The following is a 17,743-nucleotide window of genomic DNA, read 5'->3' on the forward strand; positions in this document are numbered from 1 at the left end:
CGAGGTGATGGGCGAGCCCGGCCGACCGCGCCTCGTACTCCACCGCGAACCACGGCAGCCCCGCGTCCACGAAAGCCGCCGACGCCTTCGCGAACAGTCGCACCGCCGTCTCCATGTCACCGGTCCGCACCGCGAGTTCGGCCAGCATCGCCTGCCCCTCGGCACCCCGCGCGGCCAGCCGGACATCGTCCCCAGTGTGTCCGTCGACCAGGGCCAGCACCTCCCGGACGGCGGCCTCGGCGGCGGCCAGCACCTCCCCGTCGGGGGAGTCGCCCGAGGGGTCCTCGTGCACGCCCCGCATCAGGACGCGCGCCCGGCTCATCAGCACGCCCGCCGTCTGCCGTACGCCCGTGGCGCCCTCAGCGTACAGGGCGAGCACCCCGTCGTACGGCTCGGTGATCGCCGCGAGGGCCTCGTCGACCTCGCCCGTGAGAGCGCGTACGTACGCCCCACGCGCGCGTGCCGCCCACGCCTCCCCGGGGTCGCCCGCCTCGGCGTACAGCTCGGCGGCGCGCTCGAAGAGGGCGATGCCCTCGGGGCCCTGGTCCATTGCCTGGTGGTCGGCGATCTCGGCGCGGTCGAGGGCGGCCAGCTCGACGCCCTCGGCGGCCCGGGCGACGGCCAACCAGGCCTCCACAGCGTGCGGTTGGAGTGTGTCCGACAGCCGCCGTGCCTCCGTGAGGAGTTCGGAGAGGTCCTTCTCCGGGGCCGGTTCGGGCTTGGCGACGGTCACCGGTGCGATGGTCGGCCGTCCCGCCGAACGCACTCCCAGGGGCAGTCGTTCCACCAGGGGGCGCTGATCCATACGCGCGCGTGCCCGGTCGCCGACATGGGTCGTGCCGTTGCGCTCGTCGAAGCGGGCGGCCAGCGCGAGGGTCTCCACGCGCGCGTGGGCGGCGAGTTCACGTGCCGTCCAGGCGCGGTCGGCCGGTCCCGGCACCCGCTGGTCACCGAGCCCCAGCCCGGTCAGCCGGTCCATCAGCAACGTCACCGCGGACAGGAACTCCAGCCCGCTGCGCGGGTTCCCGGAGTCCGTGAAGTACGCAGGACGCTCCGCCAGCAGCTCCAGACCGCGTGCCTCGTTGCCGCTCAGCGCGCAGAACTCCACATGGTCCGCGTACGCGCCCCGCATGCTCTCCATGGGCCGTACGAGCCGGAAACCCCGCAGGTGATGGGCGCGCGCCTCGTCGGCCCGCCCGAGGCGCAGCAGGGGGGCCAGGGAGGACGCGAGGACGGTGTGCGGTTCGTGGGCGCAGGTGAACTCGCCCTCCAGGACCGGACCCCACAGTTCGAGGGCCTCGGCGTCCCGCCCCCGCTCGACCTGCCACTCGCCCTGGCTGTGCAGTTCGCACGCGTGGCAGTCGGCCATGGTGTCCCGGTCGGCGGCCAGCCACGCGGAGTACGCCCGCTCGGCCCGCGCCAGGTCCCCGACGTGCGAGGCGACGCTGAACTCGGCGCTGCGCACCGCCCGTTCGGAGTGTCCGGCCAGCCGGTAGCGGTGCTCCATCTCGGCGAGCCACTTCTCGATCGACGCGAGCGGGATGTGCGGCTGGCCGAGCATCCCGGACGACATCCACTTGAAGACCCAGTGCAGCGAGTGGATCTCGTACTCGTCGAAGTCCTCGGGCCGTTCGTCCCACATGCGCAGCAGGCGCGCGAAGGGGACGAACATCTTGGCCTTCTCGGAGCTGTAGTTGTAGACCTTCAGCTGATGTCCGAGCGCCTCGATCACCGCGAGCGGGATGTCCAGCTTCTCGGCCTCGGCGAGCAGTTGCTCCGCGCGCGCGTTGCGGGCCGGTCCCTCCGGCTCCTCGGAGTTCTCCGCCATCGCCCGGCGCAGCGCGTCGAAGTCCGTGATCCCTGTCATCAGTGGTCGCCCTCCCCGTGTGTGGCCCACTCCAGGAGGCCGATGAACGCCCGGTTCAGCAGTGCCGAGTCGGCGGGGCGCAGTGGTCGCTGCGCCATCAGGAGTGCCTGCCCGTAGAGCGACTCCGTGGCCGTCCCGATCAGGTCCCGGTCCCTCAGTGAACTGATCCGCCGGATCAGCGGGTTGAGATGGTTGAGCACGAGACGCGCGCGTGGAGCGCTGCCCCGCAGCGAACCCAGGATGCCCGCCCACAGGTCGTCGGCCTGCTCCTCGGCCTCCGCGCGGGCCTGCTCGTGCCGGGCCGAGCGGTCGTCCAGGTGCAGCGCGGGCACCGACAGGGGATGGAACGCCCGGAGGACCACATCGCAGCCCAGGGGGTCCAGCTTGGCCCGCGCGGCGGCCAGGAAGTCCGCCAGGGCCAGCTCCTCGGCCGGGTCCACGGAGTCCAGGTGCGCGGTCACGGTGTCCGAGTCCAGCTCGGCGACCACCGTCCCCGGGCGCACCGACGGCAGTGCCTCGACCAGCTCGCCGTCGTAGGTGTAACCGCCGTTGATCACCCCGATGCCCTGCGCTGACGCGATCGGGGCGACCTGCCGGTACTCCTCGACGGTCCGCGTGAAGTGCACCACCGGGTGCCGCTGCGCGAACTCCTCCAGGGAGACCCGTCCGTCGGTCGTCTCGAAGGGGAGCCACGGCAGCATCGTGCGCAGCATCTCCGGGTCGTGCCGCGCCAGGGACTTCACCCCCAGGTGGTGCACCGACAGGAACGCGGCCAGCCGCTCCGGATCGCCCGCCGCCAGCCCGGTCAGCCAGGAGCGAATCCTTTCCCCGAGCGCCTCCCGTACGGCGGCCAGCGTCTCGTCCTCGTACAGCGACTCGCGCGAGGCCGTGGGCCGCAGACTGTCCGTGTCCAGCACACAGCGCACGAAGAACGCCCAGTCGGGCAGCAGCTGTTCGGCCCGCTCGGTCAGCAGCATGCCCTTGAGATGCACCCGGTGCGTGGCACGCTGCGCCGGGCTCACCGCCGACGGCAGCACATAGGCGACCCCGCGGATCCCGGCGAGCGGCACGGACAGCTCGATCGAGTCCAGCGGCGTGAACCCGAACAGCTCGTGGCAGTGCCGCGCCAGCGCCACCCTGCGGGCACCGGGACTCGGATACGACCGGTCCCAGGGCGCGGGCAGATCGGTGATCGCCTCACCGTCCACCCGCACGTCGTACGGCAGCAGCGCCCCGAAGTCCCGCGCCAGCGCGAGGACCCGCTCCTTGGTGAGCCACTCGCCGGCCCCGGCACGCGCCACCAGGTGGACGGTGGTGCCCGGTTCGGGATGCTCGGCGACGGGCAGTGTCCGCACGGTGTACGAGCCGTCGTCGGCCGCCGTCCACTCCACGGGCGGCGCGTCGGGCGTACGGGCGCTGCGGCTGACGACCCGGATCCGCTCGGCGACCACGAAACAGGCGAGCAGCCCGATGCCGAACTGCCCGAGGAACTCCGAGCGGGCCTCCTGGAGTCCGTCCGCGCGCTTGGAGCTACGGCCGATCGTCGCAAGGAGGTTGTGCACGTCCGCCTCGGTGAGCCCGACGCCGGAGTCTTCGACGCGCAGGGTGCCGCCCTCGGCGTACAACCGCACCTGGGCGGGGGCGTCGGGCTGCTCGGCCCGGCGGGCGGTGATCGCGTCCACCGCGTTCTGCAGCAGTTCGCGCAGATAGACCTTGGGGCTGGAGTAGAGGTGATGGGAGAGGAGGTCCACCAGACCGCGCAGGTCGACCTGGAACGTATGAGGTGGCTCTGATGCCTGGGATGACTGTGAGGTCTGGGAGTCCATCGTCGCAGCGCCGAGGTGGGGGAAGGTGCGAACGGCGCGAGGGTCGGGCGGTCCCTGTGAGGCGGTGACCGCGGGGGATGGCCGGAGCGCGCCATCCTAGGGCCCGAACGACCCGCCTGACCAGGGGTTTCGCGAGACGTATACGGCATTGTCAGTGGCGTGGTGTGCAATGGATCTCGTGCCCGCACTGGAAGAACCCCTGAAAAAGGTGCTCGGCCCCGCCACCGCGAAGGTGATGGCCGAGCATCTCGGCCTGCACACGGTGGGCGACCTCCTGCACCACTACCCGCGCAGATACGAGGAGCGCGGCCAGCTCACGCACCTCGCCGACCTGCCGATGGACGAGCACGTCACCGTGGTCGCCCAGGTCGCCGACGCCCGGCTGCACACCTTCGCGTCCAGCAAGGCCCCCCGGGGCAAGGGCCAGCGACTCGAAGTCACGATCACGGACGGCAGCGGCCGGCTCCAACTCGTCTTCTTCGGCTCGGGAGTTCACAAACCCCACAAGGAACTGCTGCCGGGCACACGCGCGATGTTCGCCGGCAAGGTCTCCGTCTTCAACCGCCGTCTGCAACTCGCGCATCCGGCATACGAGTTGCTGAAGGGCGACGCCGAGGACGCGGTCGAGACCTGGGCGGGCACCCTGATCCCCATCTATCCCGCCACCGCCAAACTGGAGTCCTGGAAGATCGGCAAGGCGCTCCAGACAGCCCTGCCCAGCGCCCAGGAGGCCGTCGACCCCCTCCCGGACTCCCTCCGCGAGGGCCGCGGCCTGGTCTCCCTCCCGGAAGCCCTCCTCAAGATCCACCGCCCCCACACCAAGGCGGACATCGCCACCGCCCGCGACCGCCTCAAGTGGGACGAGGCCTTCGTCCTCCAGGTCGCCCTGGCCCGCCGCCGCCACACCGACGCCCAACTCCCGGCGGTAGCCCGCAAACCGTCCCCGGACGGCCTCCTCACCGCCTTCGACGACCGCCTCCCCTTCACCCTCACGGACGGCCAGCTGAAGGTCTCCAAGGAGATCTTCGACGACCTGGCGACGCAGCATCCGATGCATCGGTTGCTGCAGGGGGAGGTTGGTTCGGGCAAGGCGCAGCCGCTCGACTCGCTCGTGCTCACGCCTGCCGGGTTCCGTCGTATGGGCGATCTGAAGGTGGGGGACGAACTTGTTGTGCCGGGCGGGGAAATCGCGCTGATCGACGGTGTCTTCCCCCAGGGAGAGCGCGAGGTCTGGCGCTTGGTCCTTTCCGACGGAAGCCATGTGGAGTGCGACGACGAGCACCTTTGGATCGTCGGCACGAGCTGCGGATGGCACCGAGGACAAGCTCCCAAAGTCATGACGACGAGGGAGATCCGCCTGGACACGTTCAAGGCCAACGGATCTTCGAAGTGGTATGTCCCGGCAGCGGCCCCGGTCGACCTCGGAGGCGACTGCGGACTGCCTCTCGATCCCTACCTCTTCGGGCTTCTCCTGGGAGACGGCTCATTCCGGCACAACCTGCGATTTTCCACGATCGACGACGAGATTCGTGATGCCGTGGCGACAGCTGTGGCCCCGGAGTGCCAAGTGGTCCCGGTGAAGGGTCCTTGCTGCGACTTCACCATTCAGCTCGCCCAACGTGCCGGAGGCGTCCGCAACCCCGTGATCCAGACCCTGCGTGGGTTGAATCTCTGGGGTGTCACATCGCACGGAAAGTTCGTTCCCGACGAGTTCAAGAACACATCGATCAAGAACCGCCTAGCTCTGCTGCAAGGGCTGATGGACACGGATGGCACCGTCAACGCGGACGGCTTCAGCATCTCGTTCTGTTCTGCCTCGCTCGCACTGGCGAACGATGTGGCTTGGCTGGTGCGTTCACTCGGCGGTCGAGCGCGCGTCCTGCCGAAGATGGCGGCCTTCAATGTCTCCGTGGCCCTGCCTGACGAATACGCTCCGTTCAGGCTCGCCCGCAAGGCCGAACGCGTAGGGACCAGGCCGAAATACAACACGTTTCGCCGCGGAATCCGAGCAGTTGAGTATGTCGGACGTAAGCCCGTCCAGTGCATCAGCGTCGCGCACCCCAGCCACGCCTACGTCACCGACAACTTCACAGTGACCCACAACACCATGGTCGCCCTCCGAGCCATGCTCGCCGTGGTCGACGCGGGCGGCCAGGCCGCGATGCTCGCGCCCACCGAAGTGCTCGCGCAGCAGCACCACCGTTCCATCACCGAGATGATGGGCGAGTTGGCCGAGGGCGGGATGCTGGGCGGCGCCGAGCGGGCCACCAAGGTCACGCTGCTCACCGGCTCCATGGGGACGGCCGCCCGCCGCCAGGCCCTCCTCGACCTCGTCACCGGCGAGGCCGGGATCGTGATCGGCACGCACGCGCTGATCGAGGACAAGGTCCAGTTCCACGACCTGGGCCTGGTCGTGGTCGACGAACAGCACCGCTTCGGCGTCGAACAGCGCGACGCCCTGCGAGGCAAGGGCAAACAACCCCCGCACCTCCTCGTCATGACCGCCACCCCCATCCCGCGCACGGTCGCCATGACGGTCTTCGGCGACCTGGAGACCTCGGTCCTCGACCAACTCCCGGCCGGCCGCTCACCCATCGCCAGCCATGTCGTCCCCGCCGCCGACAAGCCCCACTTCCTGGCCCGCGCCTGGGAACGGGTCCGCGAGGAGGTGGGCAACGGCCATCAGGCCTACGTCGTCTGCCCACGCATCGGCGACGAGGACGACGACCCCAAGAAGGCCGGCAAGAAGAAGTCCGCAGAGGACGAGGCCGAGAAGCGCCCGCCGCTCGCCGTCCTCGACATCGCCGCCCAGCTCGCCAAGGGCCCCCTCCAGGGCCTGAAGATCGAGGTGCTGCACGGCCGTATGCACCCCGACGACAAGGACGCCGTGATGCGCCGCTTCGCCGCCGGGGACACCGACGTCCTGGTCGCCACCACGGTCATCGAGGTCGGCGTCAACGTGCCCAACGCCACCGCCATGGTGATCATGGACGCGGACCGCTTCGGCGTCTCCCAACTCCACCAGCTGCGCGGCCGAGTGGGCCGTGGCTCCGCGGCCGGCCTCTGCCTCCTGGTCACCGAGATGCCCGAGGCGAGCCCGGCCCGTCAGCGCCTCAACTCCGTCGCGTCCACACTCGACGGCTTCGAACTCTCCCGCATCGACCTCGAACAGCGCAGAGAGGGCGATGTGTTGGGACAGGCCCAGTCCGGTGCCCGCACGTCCCTGCGGGTGCTGTCGGTCATCGAGGACGAGGAGATCATCGCGGAGGCGAGGGAGGAGGCGACGGCGGTCGTCGAGGCGGATCCCGAGTTGGAGCGTCTACCGGGCCTGCGTGTGGCACTGGACGCGTTGCTGGACGAGGAAAGAGAGCAGTACTTGGAGAAGGGCTAGGGCTGCCCCACCCAGGGGCGCGGGGAACTGCGCGACCAGCCACAATGAACCTGCACTGACCGACGAACAAGGACCCAAGATGACCCGCGTGATCGCCGGCCAAGCCGGCGGACGTCGACTCGCCGTGCCGCCAGGCACCGGCACCCGCCCCACCTCCGACCGCGCACGCGAGGGCCTCTTCTCCACCTGGCAGTCCCTCCTCGGCGCCCCCTTGAACGGCGAACGCGTCCTCGACCTCTACGCAGGCTCAGGCGCCATCGGCCTCGAAGCCCTCTCCCGCGGCGCGAGCCACACCCTCCTCGTAGAGGCCGACGCCAAGGCCGCCCGGGTCATCAGGGAGAACGTCAAGAACGTCGGCCTCCCCGGCGCCGAGGTCAGGGCGGGCAAGGCCGAACAGGTCGTCCAGACACCGGCGCCGGCAGACCCGTACGACATCGTCTTTCTCGATCCGCCGTATGTTGTCCCAGATCACGATCTTCGGGAGATTCTCCTCACACTCCGGTCGGGGGGCTGGCTCGCGCCGGACGCGCTCGTCACCGTGGAGCGCAGCACCAGAGGCGGCGAATTCGGGTGGCCGGACGGTTTCGAGGGGATCCGGGCCCGTCGTTACGGCGAGGGGACCTTTTGGTACGGTCGCGCCGCCTCTACGTGCGAAGACGCACGATGACCGGACCGGAGAGCGAGGGAAATCAAGTGCGCCGCGCCGTTTGTCCAGGGTCCTTCGACCCCATCACCAATGGCCACCTCGACATCATCGCCCGTGCCTCCCGGCTGTACGACGTCGTGCACGTCGTCGTGATGATCAACCAGTCGAAGAAGGGCCTGTTCACCGTCGACGAGCGGATCGAACTGATCCGCGAGGTCACGGCCGAGTTCGGCAATGTGCAGGTCGAGGCCTACCACGGCCTCCTCGTCGACTACTGCAAGCAGCGCGACATCCCCGCCATCGTCAAGGGCCTGCGCGCGGTCAGCGACTTCGACTACGAGCTCCAGATGGCGCAGATGAACAACGGACTGTCGGGCGTCGAAACCCTGTTCATCCCGACCAGCCCCACCTACAGCTTCCTGTCCTCCTCGCTGGTCAAGGAGGTCGCGACCTGGGGCGGCGACATCTCCCACCTCGTGCCGCCGGTGGTCCTGGAAGCGCTCAAGGGCCGGATCGGCAAGGCCTGATGCACTGACTGTGCGTCACCCGGTGTCGGGCGGGACGGGAGTGGTCGTACAGTCGACCCGTCCGTCTCCAACACGTCGGTAGAGAGTGGCGAGCACACGGTGGACGTGCAGAAGAAGCTCGACGAGATCGTCGCCTCGGTCTCCAGCGCCCGGTCCATGCCCATGTCGGCCTCGTGCGTGGTCAACCGCGCCGAGCTGCTCACGCTGCTCGAAGAGGTGCGTGCGGCGCTGCCCGACTCGCTGGCCGAGGCGCAGGAGCTGATCGGCGGCCGGCACGAGATGGCCGAGCAGGCCCGCCAGGAGGCCGAGCGGATCATCCAGACCGCGCACGCCGAGCGCGGCTCGCTGATCTCCGACACCGAGGTCGCCCGCCGCTCGCAGAACGAGGCCGACCGCATCCTCGCCGAGGCCCGCCAGGAGGCCGAGGAGGTCCGCGCGGAGGCCGACGACTACGTCGACTCCAAGCTCGCCAACTTCGAGGTCGTCCTCACCAAGACCCTCGGCTCGGTCGGGCGAGGCCGCGAGAAGCTGCTCGGCACGGGCCCCGGCATCGACGACCAGGGCTACGAGGACGAGGACGCCCCCGAGCGCAGCCACGACCCGGAGACCCTGCGCCGCGACGCCGACGCGTACGTGGACGTCAAACTCGGCGCCTTCGAGGCGGTCCTCGCCAAGACCCTGGAGGCCGTAGGAAAGGGCCGGCAGAAGCTGCACGGCCGGATCGCCAGTGACGACCTCGGCGCCCTCGCCTTCGACGACGACGGCAGCCAGGTCCAGCACACCAGCGACGCCGACTACCTCGCCGACCTCGCGACCGTCACGGACACCCCGGTCTCGAACACCCCGCTCCAGCCCGAGCAGCAGGACTACGCCCCGCAGGCGGCGTACGACTACCAGCAGACGGGCCAGCAGCAGGACCAGTACGGCTACCAGCAGCAGTACGCCCAGCCCCAGCAGCAGGACCCCTACGGGTACCAGCAGGCCGACCCGTACGCCTATCAGGGCTACGACACCGGCCAGCAGCCCGTGTACGACCCGAACCAGATGCAGCAGGCCCAGGTCGACCAGCAGGCTCAGCAGCAGGGTTACGCGCTCGACGAGACCAGCCTCTTCGACACCGGCATGATCAGCGCGGAGCAGCTGCGGGCGTACGAGCAGGGCCGAGGCCTGTAAGGGACCACCGGATTGGGCCGTGAGCGAAAGGTCCAGTATCCTGGTTCTTCGGTCGCGTGTACGTCCGCGATCAACGCTGCCCGGAAGCACCGAAGGGCAGCGTCCCTTGAGCTCAGCAGACCGAAAGACAGGAATGGCTCTGAACGCCCGCCTCGACCACCGCAACCCTCTCGTGTTCGACACTCACGAGCTGGGGCGGCGTCCTGGTGCGCTGCAGCGCCTGACCCGTTCTATCGACGCTCCCAAGGATCTCGGGATCCAGGGAGTCATCGGAGTGCCGGAAGGCGCCCCGGTGAAGCTCGACCTCCGCCTTGAGTCGGTCATGGAAGGGGTGCTTGTCACAGGCACCGCCCGTGCACAGGCCAAGGGGGAGTGCGTAAGGTGTCTGGAGCCGCTTGAGCTGTCGCTCGAAGCGGAATTCCAGGAGATGTTCTCGTACCCTGACGCCGACGACCGTGGCCGCCCCAAAGCGGAACCGGTCGACGACGCCGAGGACGACGAGGACATGCTCTTCATCGAGGACGGCCTGTTCGACCTCGAACCCGTGCTGCGCGATGCGGTGGTGCTCGCACTGCCGATGCAGCCGGTGTGCCAGGACGACTGTCTGGGCCTGTGCTCCGAGTGCGGAGTGCGGCTCACGGACGACCCGGACCACCACCACGAAGCCGTCGACATCCGTTGGGCGGCACTGCAGGGACTCGCCGGTTCACTCGAAGACGGCGAGAAGGACGAGATCAGTGGCGAAGCGCCCCGACCGGCGCGCGCCAACGAGAAGCAGGAGAAGTAGCCGTGGCTGTTCCGAAGCGGAAGATGTCGCGCAGCAACACGCGCCACCGCCGGTCGCAGTGGAAGGCTGCGGTCACCCCTCTGGTTGCGTGCGAGCGCTGCCACGAGCCCAAGCAGCAGCACATCGCGTGCCCGTCTTGCGGCACGTACAACAAGCGCCAGGTTCTCGAGGTCTGAGCGGCTGGTGAGAGGCTCCATGTCTGACGTCAAGGCGGAATCGACCGCCAAGAAACACGCGGACACGGCCTCGTCCCACACGCTGTTGGAAGGGCGGCTCGGGTATCACCTTGAGTCCGCCCTTCTGGTGCGTGCGCTGACCCACCGTTCGTACGCGTACGAGAACGGCGGTCTGCCGACGAACGAGCGGCTGGAGTTCCTCGGGGACTCCGTGCTCGGCCTCGTCGTCACGGACACGCTGTACACGACCCACCCCGACCTGCCCGAAGGCCAACTGGCCAAGCTGCGGGCCGCGGTGGTCAATTCTCGTGCGCTGGCGGAGGTCGGTCGCGGTCTGGAACTCGGCTCCTTCATCCGGCTCGGCCGCGGTGAAGAGGGCACGGGTGGCCGGGACAAGGCGTCCATCCTCGCCGACACCCTTGAAGCGGTGATCGGCGCGGTCTATCTCGACCAGGGCCTCGACGCGGCCTCCGAACTGGTACATCGCCTGTTCGACCCGCTGATCGAGAAGTCCTCGAACCTCGGTGCCGGCCTGGACTGGAAGACCAGTCTCCAGGAGCTCACCGCGACCGAAAGTCTCGGCGTGCCCGAGTACCTGGTCACGGAGACCGGTCCCGATCACGAGAAGACCTTCACTGCTGCCGCCCGCGTCGGAGGCGTCTCGTACGGCACCGGCACCGGCCGCAGCAAGAAGGAGGCGGAGCAGCAGGCCGCCGAGTCCGCCTGGCGGTCCATCCGGGCCGACGCGGACGAGCGAGCCAAGAAGGCGAAGGAGGCGGCCGAACAGACCGCCGAGGTCGTCACCGAGGCCGCTGAGCAGCCTGCCGAGGAGAGCGCCGACCCGTCGTCGGCGTCCGCCTGACCGAACAGCGCGACCCGAGCGCCCGTCCCCGAGTGGGGCGGGCGCTCGGCTCATTCACCCGTGACCAACAGGGGATGCCATGCCCGAGTTGCCCGAGGTCGAGGTCGTCCGGCGGGGTCTGGAGCGGTGGGTCGCCCAGCGCACCGTCGCCGACGCCGAGGTACTGCATCCGCGTGCGGTACGACGCCATGTCGCCGGCGCCGACGACTTCGCGCACCGCCTCAAGGGCCATCGCATCGGCACCCCGAGCCGGCGCGGCAAGTACCTGTGGCTGCCGCTTGAGGACACCGATCAGGCGGTGCTGGCCCACCTCGGGATGAGCGGCCAACTCCTCGTCCAGCAGCACGAGTTCCCCGACGAGAAGCACCTGCGCATCCGGGTCCGCTTCGCCGACGCCCTCGGTACCGAACTCCGCTTCGTCGACCAACGCACCTTCGGCGGGCTGTCGTTGCACGACACCACCCCGGACGGGCTGCCGGACGTCATCGCGCACATCGCGCGTGACCCCCTGGACCCGCTGTTCGACGACGAGTTGTTCCACCAGGCCCTGCGCCGCAAGCGGACGACCATCAAACGGGCGCTGCTCGACCAGTCGTTGATCAGCGGAGTCGGCAACATCTATGCGGACGAGGCCCTTTGGCGGGCCCGCGTCCACTACGAACGCCCGACCGCGACCTTCACCCGCCCGCGCACCGCCGAACTCCTGGGCCACGCACGGGATGTGATGAACGCGGCCCTCGACGTGGGCGGCACCAGCTTCGACAGCCTGTACGTCAACGTGAACGGGGAGTCTGGCTACTTCGACCGCTCGCTCGACGCGTACGGCCGCGAGGACCTGCCGTGCCGGCGCTGCGGTACGCCGATGAAGCGGCAGGCCTGGATGAACCGGTCGAGCTACTTCTGCCCGAAGTGCCAGAGGCCGCCGCGCGGTTAGGCGCTCAGAGACCGCCGCGTGTCTCGTCGTAGCGCGTGCGGGCCGTGAGGACGTCGTCCATGCGGGACTCCACGAAGTCGACGAGTCCCATCAGGCGTTCGGCGACGCCGTGTCCGAGCGGGGTCAGCTCGTAGTCCACGCGGGGCGGGTTCGTCGGCTGGGCCTCGCGGTGGACCAGGCCGTCGCGCTCCAGCGCCTGCAGGGTCTGCGAGAGCATCTTCTCGCTCACGCCGTCGACGCGCCGCCGCAGCTCGTTGAAGCGCAGTGAGCCCTCGTGCAGCGCGCACAGGGTGAGTCCGCCCCAGCGGCCTGTGACGTGCTCCAGGGTGCCTCGGGAGGGACAGGCCTTCGCGAACACGCTGTACGGGAAGTTCTGCTCCTCCGTACGTGGCTGGGTGGTGTCCATTTCTTCAGCGTACGCGAACGCAGCGCTAACCAGAAGGGAGCACTAACCGTTGGTTAGCGCTCCCTGTCCCGGTCGGTCGGACTAGTACCCGAAGTCCTGCGTCCACCACGGACCACCGGTGCCGAAGTGCACACCGACGCCCAGGGTCTTGAAATCGCAGTTCAGGATGTTGGCCTTGTGGCCGGGGCTGTTCATCCAGGCGTCCATGACCGCGGCGGCGTCGGCCTGGCCGCGGGCGATGTTCTCGCCGCCGAGGTTGGTGATGCCGAGCTTCTCCGCCCGGTCCCAGGGGGTGGCCCCGCTGGGGTCGGTGTGGTCGAAGAAGTCCTCGGTGGCCATCTGCTGGCTGAAGTTCTCGGCCAGTGTGGTCAGCGAGCTGTTGGCGGCCACCGGGCTGCAGCCGGCGATCGCCCGCTGCTCGTTGACGAGCTTGAGCACCTCGGCCTCGGCGGTGGCCTCCGCGGAGACCGTCACCGGCGTGTCCGCGGACTGTGTCGGCGTCGGAGTGGGCTTCGCCGACGGAGTCGTGGTCGTCGGCTCCTCGGTCGGGGTGGCCGCCGGCTTCTTCGCCGGGGCCTTGGTGGCGGGAGCGGTGGCGGACTTGGTCGGAGCCGCCGACGGGGAGGCCGCGCGGTTCGCGTCACGGCTCGTGGACGAGCCCGAGTCGCGGGACTCCGCGCTGCCGGAGGTGCCGCCCTGCTCGGCCGCCGAGTTGGACGGCGAGCCCGCGGCCTGCACCTTGTCGCTGTTGTTGCCGCCGCCGAGCTTGTAGTTCTCCAGCCCTGGCATCGCACCCGTGGCGACCGCGACCGTGCCGATGGCGACGGCGGCGGAGACCCCGATCAGGCCCGTCTTGACCGGCGTCACACTCTTGCGCTTGCGACGGCGACCACGGCCCGGGCGTGAGCCGTCACCCCGGGAGGAGGCGCTCGCCGCCTCGGGGAAGACCACGGCGTAGTCCTCCTCGGTGGCGAAGAGATAGGCCTCGCTCTTCAGCCGGGAGTCGGACTTCAGTCGGCTCTCGGCCCGCAGCCGGGCCTCCGACTTCGGAGGGGCCTCGTGGTTCGGCTGGCCGGCGTAGTTGGCGCGGACCTGGCTGTCGGTGTGTATCGGGCGGTCGGTGTGGGCCTGGCGGTTCGGGTGGAACTCGGCGGGGCCCTCCGGGTGCAGATAGGGCGCCATGCCGATCGTCGAGCCGTCGGCGGCGTTCCAGTCGGAACCGTCGGCCCGGTCGTTCCAGTCGTACGAGTCCTGCGGGTCGTAGCCGCTCGTGTATGAGCCGTGCGTCTCTGTGACCCCCGTGGCGCGGCTCGTGGCGGCGCGGCCGGCGGCGGAGCGTCGGTGGCGTCCCATGTCCTTGCCTTTCGTCCTTGCGGTCAACTCGTCCGTGCGGTGACCCAGCTCACTCGATCGAGTGAGTTTCATATGAGATTCATTGGGGCGGACGGTACCGCATGGCGGGTGGGGAGCAAGTGTCCGGAGAGACATTGGCCGGTTAGGTTGCAGCCATGAGCGAGGATGTGCGGTTGGTCGCCTGGGTGCGAGGGCGTGTGCAAGGTGTGGGTTTTCGGTGGTTTACCCGTGCCAAAGCCCTGGAGATCGGCGGCCTGAGTGGTTTTGCTCTCAATTTGGGCGACGGACGCGTGCAAGTGGTCGCGGAGGGATCGCGCGAGGGCTGCGAAGGACTCCTCGACTGGCTCCAGGGACACGACACGCCCGGGCGCGTGGACGGCGTCACCGAGATCTGGGACACACCTCGCGGCGGCTACGACGGCTTCGCGATCCGCTGAACACATTCTCCGGAAAGGTGTAAAGCGGCCCTGGCGGAAGGGGAGGGGCATGCCGCCGGCACCTGCCCACAGCAGAAATGACCTGGTGGTTGCCAAGAACGGCTCGCTCTGGCAGGCTCCGCACCTAAGGATGATCGCCATTCCCGTCAGGCCCCGCAGGAGTCGCAGCGCCGCCCGGTCAGGGCCGCGTACCCCCGGGTTGCCCGCCAATACGGGGCGTGATCGTGTTGACCGTCAAACATTTTGGTGAGACGCTGAAAACCCCGCGCACCTTAGCTGTTTGGCATGGAAGAACAGCAGAGCAACCCTCACGCGTGTCAAGCATCGCGGGTGCGATTCCCTCACGACCCACACCGCTTCGGTCGGTCACTCAGTGTGGAGGACCATCCATCATGGCAAAGGCGCTTCTCGGTTACGTCGGCGGCTCCGACCCGCGACTCCTCGCCGAGATGCGACGGCTCCAGCAACGCGTCCAGGACCTGGAATCCGAGCTTGTTCGGATCCAGGACGAGAACGACGCGCTCACGGCTGCCGCAACTCACGATTCGCTTCTCGAGCTCGACGCACGCCAGGCGGAGCCCGCGCTCACCTGATCACTGCGACGCATCACATGACAAGCAGTGGTTGGGCGGCCTGCATCAACCGCTAAGTTGTCAGAGTTTGCAAGGGACGCTTCGGCGTCCCTTCTTTCTTTCCCCCGCAAGCCTCCACCCTCTTTAACGTTTGGTGTGCCCTGCACGTTCAAGGGCGAAACCGCGGGGAACCGGACGTTCATGGAGAGAGCGAGCAGCGGAAGGTAGAGTCCAGCGCCGTGCACCTCAAGGCCCTGACCCTGCGAGGGTTCAAGTCGTTCGCCTCGGCGACCACGCTCCGGTTCGAGCCGGGGATCACGTGCGTCGTCGGTCCGAACGGCTCGGGCAAGTCCAATGTCGTGGACGCGCTCAGCTGGGTCATGGGCGAACAGGGCGCCAAGTCCCTGCGCGGCGGCAAGATGGAGGACGTCATCTTCGCCGGCACCACCGGCCGCCCCCCGCTGGGCCGCGCCGAGGTGTCCCTGACCATCGACAACTCCGACGGGGCGCTGCCCATCGAATACGCCGAGGTCACCATCACGCGGATCATGTTCCGCAACGGCGGCAGCGAGTACCAGATCAACGGCGACACGTGTCGCCTCCTCGACATCCAGGAACTCCTCTCCGACTCCGGCATCGGCCGCGAGATGCACGTCATCGTCGGCCAGGGCCAGCTCGACTCCGTACTCCACGCCGACCCGATGGGCCGCCGCGCCTTCATCGAGGAAGCGGCGGGAGTCCTCAAGCACCGCAAGCGCAAGGAGAAGGCGCTCCGCAAACTGGACGCGATGCAGGCCAACCTCGCGCGCGTGCAGGACCTGACCGACGAACTCCGCCGCCAGCTCAAGCCCCTGGGCCGCCAGGCCGCGGTCGCCCGCCGCGCCGCCGTCATCCAGGCGGATCTCCGAGACGCGCGCCTGCGGCTGTTGGCCGACGATCTCGTACGGCTCCACCAGGCGCTGAACACCGAGATCGCCGACGAGGCCGCCTTGAAGGAACGCAAGGAGTCCGCCGAACTGGAGCTGCGCAAGGCCCTTCAGCGCGAGGGGCTCCTGGAGGACGAGGTACGGCAGCTCACCCCGCGTCTCCAGCGCGCCCAGCAGACCTGGTACGAGCTGTCCCAGCTGGCCGAGCGGGTGCGCGGCACGGTCTCGCTCGCCGACGCCCGGGTGAAGAGCGCGACGTCGGCCCCGCCCGAGGAACGGCGCGGCCGTGACCCCGAGGACATGGAGCGCGAGGCCGCCCGGATCCGCGAGCAGGAAGCCGAGTTGGAAGCGGCCCTGGAGGCGGCCGAGCACGCCCTGGAGGACACGGTCGCCCACCGCTCCGAACTGGAGCGCGAACTCATCGCCGAGGAACGGCGGTTGAAGGACGTCGCCCGTTCCATCGCCGACCGCCGCGAGGGCCTCGCCCGGCTCAACGGTCAGGTCAACGCGGCCCGTTCACGCGCCGCCTCCGCCCAGGCCGAGATCGACCGCCTCGCCTCCGCCCGAGACGAGGCCCAGGAGCGGGCGACCACCGCACAGGAGGAGTACGAGACACTCCAGGCCGAGGTCGACGGCCTCGACGCCGGCGACGAGGAACTCTCCGAACAGCACCAGGTGGCCAGGGCCGGGCTCTCAGAGGCTGAAGCCGCCCAGTCCGCCGCCCGCGAGGCGTCCACAGCGGCAGAACGCCAACGCGCCGCCACCCAGGCCCGCCGCGACGCACTGGCGCTGGGCCTACGGCGGAAGGACGGCACCGGGATACTGCTCGGCGCCCGCGACCGCCTCACCGGAATCCTGGGCCCGGCGGCGGAACTGCTGACGGTGACCCCGGGTCACGAGGTCGCCCTGGCGGCGGCCTTCGGCGCGGCGGCGGACGCGATCGCGGTGACGACTCCGGCGTCGGCGGCGGACGCGATCCGCTTGCTGCGCAAGCAGGACGGGGGCAGGGCGGCACTGCTGTTGGCAGGAGACGTGGACGTTTCATCGCCGGTGGCCAGGGCGCCCCAAAGGGGCGCGGGGAACGGCGCGACCAGCCACGATGCACCCGCAGACGCCCAACTACCTTTCGCGGCTGACCTGGTACGCGCCCCCAACGACCTCATGCCCGCCATCCGCCGCCTCCTCCACAACATCGTCGTCGTGGACACCCTCGAAGCCGCCGAACAACTCGTATACACACATCCCGAGTTGACCGCAGTAACCGCCGAAGGCGACCTACTCGGCGCCCACTTCGCCCACGGCGGCTCCGCCGGCGCCCCCAGCCTCCTCGAAGTCCAGGCCTCCGTGGACGAAGCCGCCACAGAACTCGAAGAACTGGCAGTCCGCTGCGAGGAGTTGACCGGCGCCCAGCAGGCCGCAGCCGAGCGGCGCAAGGAATGTGCCGCGCTGGTCGAGGAGTTGGGGGAGCGGCGCCGTGCGGCCGAGCGCGAGAAGTCGGCCGTAGCACAGCAGTTGGGACGGCTGGCCGGGCAGGCGCGCGGGGCCGCAGGTGAGGCGGAACGGTCCGCCGCTGCCGCCGCACGGGCGCAGGAGGCGCTCGACAAGGCCGTAGAAGAGGCTGAAGTGCTGGCCGAACGGCTCGCCGTTGCCGAGGAGATGCCGGTCGAGGAAGAGCCCGACACCTCCGTGCGGGATCGGCTCGCCGCCGATGGGGCCAACGCTCGGCAGACCGAGATGGAGGCGCGGCTTCAGGTCCGTACGCATGAGGAGCGGGTCAAGGGGCTTGCCGGGCGGGCCGATTCGCTGGACCGGGGGGCGCGCGCGGAGCGTGAGGCGCGGGCGCGGGCGGAGCAGCGGCTC

14 protein-coding genes and 1 pseudogene are annotated in these 17,743 nt (G+C 69.4%); 11 read left to right on the forward strand and 4 right to left on the reverse strand.

All coding sequences use genetic code 11. The annotated features are described in order from the left end of the window. Together R6V09_RS23535 and R6V09_RS23540 are read right to left on the reverse strand one after the other, a co-directional pair. Positions 1 to 1,867, reverse strand: a pseudogene (locus R6V09_RS23535) (tetratricopeptide repeat protein); the annotation flags it as partial. Further along, positions 1,867 to 3,693, reverse strand: coding sequence for an HSP90 family protein (locus tag R6V09_RS23540; RefSeq protein ID WP_317883418.1), 1,827 nt, complete (start codon positions 3,691 to 3,693; stop codon positions 1,867 to 1,869). The gene R6V09_RS23540 and the pseudogene R6V09_RS23535, both read right to left, overlap by 1 nt. A 169-nt stretch (positions 3,694 to 3,862) precedes the next feature. On the opposite strand from R6V09_RS23540, the gene R6V09_RS23545 reads away from it, so the two are divergent. The 8 genes from R6V09_RS23545 to mutM all read left to right on the forward strand — a co-directional run bounded on the left by R6V09_RS23545 (position 3,863) and on the right by mutM (position 12,189). After that, positions 3,863 to 7,084 carry a helicase-related protein gene (locus R6V09_RS23545; protein WP_317883419.1) on the forward strand — a complete coding sequence of 1,074 codons (3,222 nt, stop codon included), beginning with the start codon at positions 3,863 to 3,865 and terminating at the stop codon, positions 7,082 to 7,084. 79 nt (positions 7,085 to 7,163) lie between these two features. After that, positions 7,164 to 7,751 carry a 16S rRNA (guanine(966)-N(2))-methyltransferase RsmD gene (rsmD, locus tag R6V09_RS23550; RefSeq protein ID WP_317883420.1) on the forward strand — a complete coding sequence of 196 codons (588 nt, stop codon included), beginning with the start codon at positions 7,164 to 7,166 and terminating at the stop codon, positions 7,749 to 7,751. A gap of 26 nt (positions 7,752 to 7,777) precedes the next feature. After that, positions 7,778 to 8,257: a pantetheine-phosphate adenylyltransferase gene (gene coaD / locus R6V09_RS23555; protein WP_262059104.1), complete on the forward strand. Its 480-nt coding sequence runs from the start codon at positions 7,778 to 7,780 to the stop codon at positions 8,255 to 8,257. Between the two features lie 99 nt (positions 8,258 to 8,356). Further along, positions 8,357 to 9,430 carry an ATP synthase F0 subunit B gene (locus R6V09_RS23560; RefSeq protein ID WP_317883421.1) on the forward strand — a complete coding sequence of 358 codons (1,074 nt, stop codon included), beginning with the start codon at positions 8,357 to 8,359 and terminating at the stop codon, positions 9,428 to 9,430. Positions 9,431 to 9,563: 133 nt separating this feature from the next. Further along, the gene (locus R6V09_RS23565) at positions 9,564 to 10,217 is read left to right on the forward strand and encodes a YceD family protein (protein ID WP_317883422.1); all 654 of its coding nucleotides are present in this window, start codon (positions 9,564 to 9,566) and stop codon (positions 10,215 to 10,217) included. A gap of 2 nt (positions 10,218 to 10,219) precedes the next feature. Then, positions 10,220 to 10,393 (forward strand): 50S ribosomal protein L32, encoded by a 174-nt coding sequence (rpmF, locus tag R6V09_RS23570; RefSeq protein WP_015657589.1) that lies wholly within the window; start codon positions 10,220 to 10,222, stop codon positions 10,391 to 10,393. 19 nt (positions 10,394 to 10,412) lie between these two features. Next, positions 10,413 to 11,255, forward strand: a complete 843-nt coding sequence (gene rnc / locus R6V09_RS23575) for a ribonuclease III (RefSeq protein WP_442810114.1) — start codon at positions 10,413 to 10,415, stop codon at positions 11,253 to 11,255. A 79-nt stretch (positions 11,256 to 11,334) separates the two neighbouring features. Beyond that, entirely contained in the window at positions 11,335 to 12,189 is an 855-nt protein-coding gene (mutM, locus tag R6V09_RS23580; RefSeq protein WP_317883424.1) for a bifunctional DNA-formamidopyrimidine glycosylase/DNA-(apurinic or apyrimidinic site) lyase, read from the forward strand. 4 nt (positions 12,190 to 12,193) lie between these two features. Here the strand turns inward: mutM and R6V09_RS23585 are convergent, their stop codons facing one another. Together R6V09_RS23585 and R6V09_RS23590 are read right to left on the reverse strand one after the other, a co-directional pair. Beyond that, positions 12,194 to 12,595, reverse strand: coding sequence for a winged helix-turn-helix transcriptional regulator (locus R6V09_RS23585; RefSeq protein ID WP_317883425.1), 402 nt, complete (start codon positions 12,593 to 12,595; stop codon positions 12,194 to 12,196). 81 nt (positions 12,596 to 12,676) lie between these two features. Next, a complete protein-coding gene (locus R6V09_RS23590) occupies positions 12,677 to 13,948 on the reverse strand; it encodes a CAP domain-containing protein (RefSeq protein WP_317883426.1) in 1,272 nt (423 codons plus the stop codon). Between the two features lie 155 nt (positions 13,949 to 14,103). Between R6V09_RS23590 and R6V09_RS23595 the strand changes: the two genes are divergently transcribed. The 3 genes from R6V09_RS23595 to smc all read left to right on the forward strand — a co-directional run. Beyond that, positions 14,104 to 14,385 (forward strand): acylphosphatase, encoded by a 282-nt coding sequence (locus R6V09_RS23595; protein ID WP_317883427.1) that lies wholly within the window; start codon positions 14,104 to 14,106, stop codon positions 14,383 to 14,385. 392 nt (positions 14,386 to 14,777) lie between these two features. After that, a complete protein-coding gene (locus tag R6V09_RS23600; RefSeq protein WP_033282668.1) occupies positions 14,778 to 14,978 on the forward strand; it encodes a hypothetical protein in 201 nt (66 codons plus the stop codon). 218 nt (positions 14,979 to 15,196) lie between these two features. After that, positions 15,197 to 17,743: chromosome segregation protein SMC (smc, locus tag R6V09_RS23605; RefSeq protein WP_317883428.1), on the forward strand; the 2,547-nt coding region annotated here is incomplete at its 3' end.

Origin of the sequence: Streptomyces sp. W16, from assembly GCF_033194735.1 — a bacterium.
GTDB lineage: Bacteria > Actinomycetota > Actinomycetes > Streptomycetales > Streptomycetaceae > Streptomyces.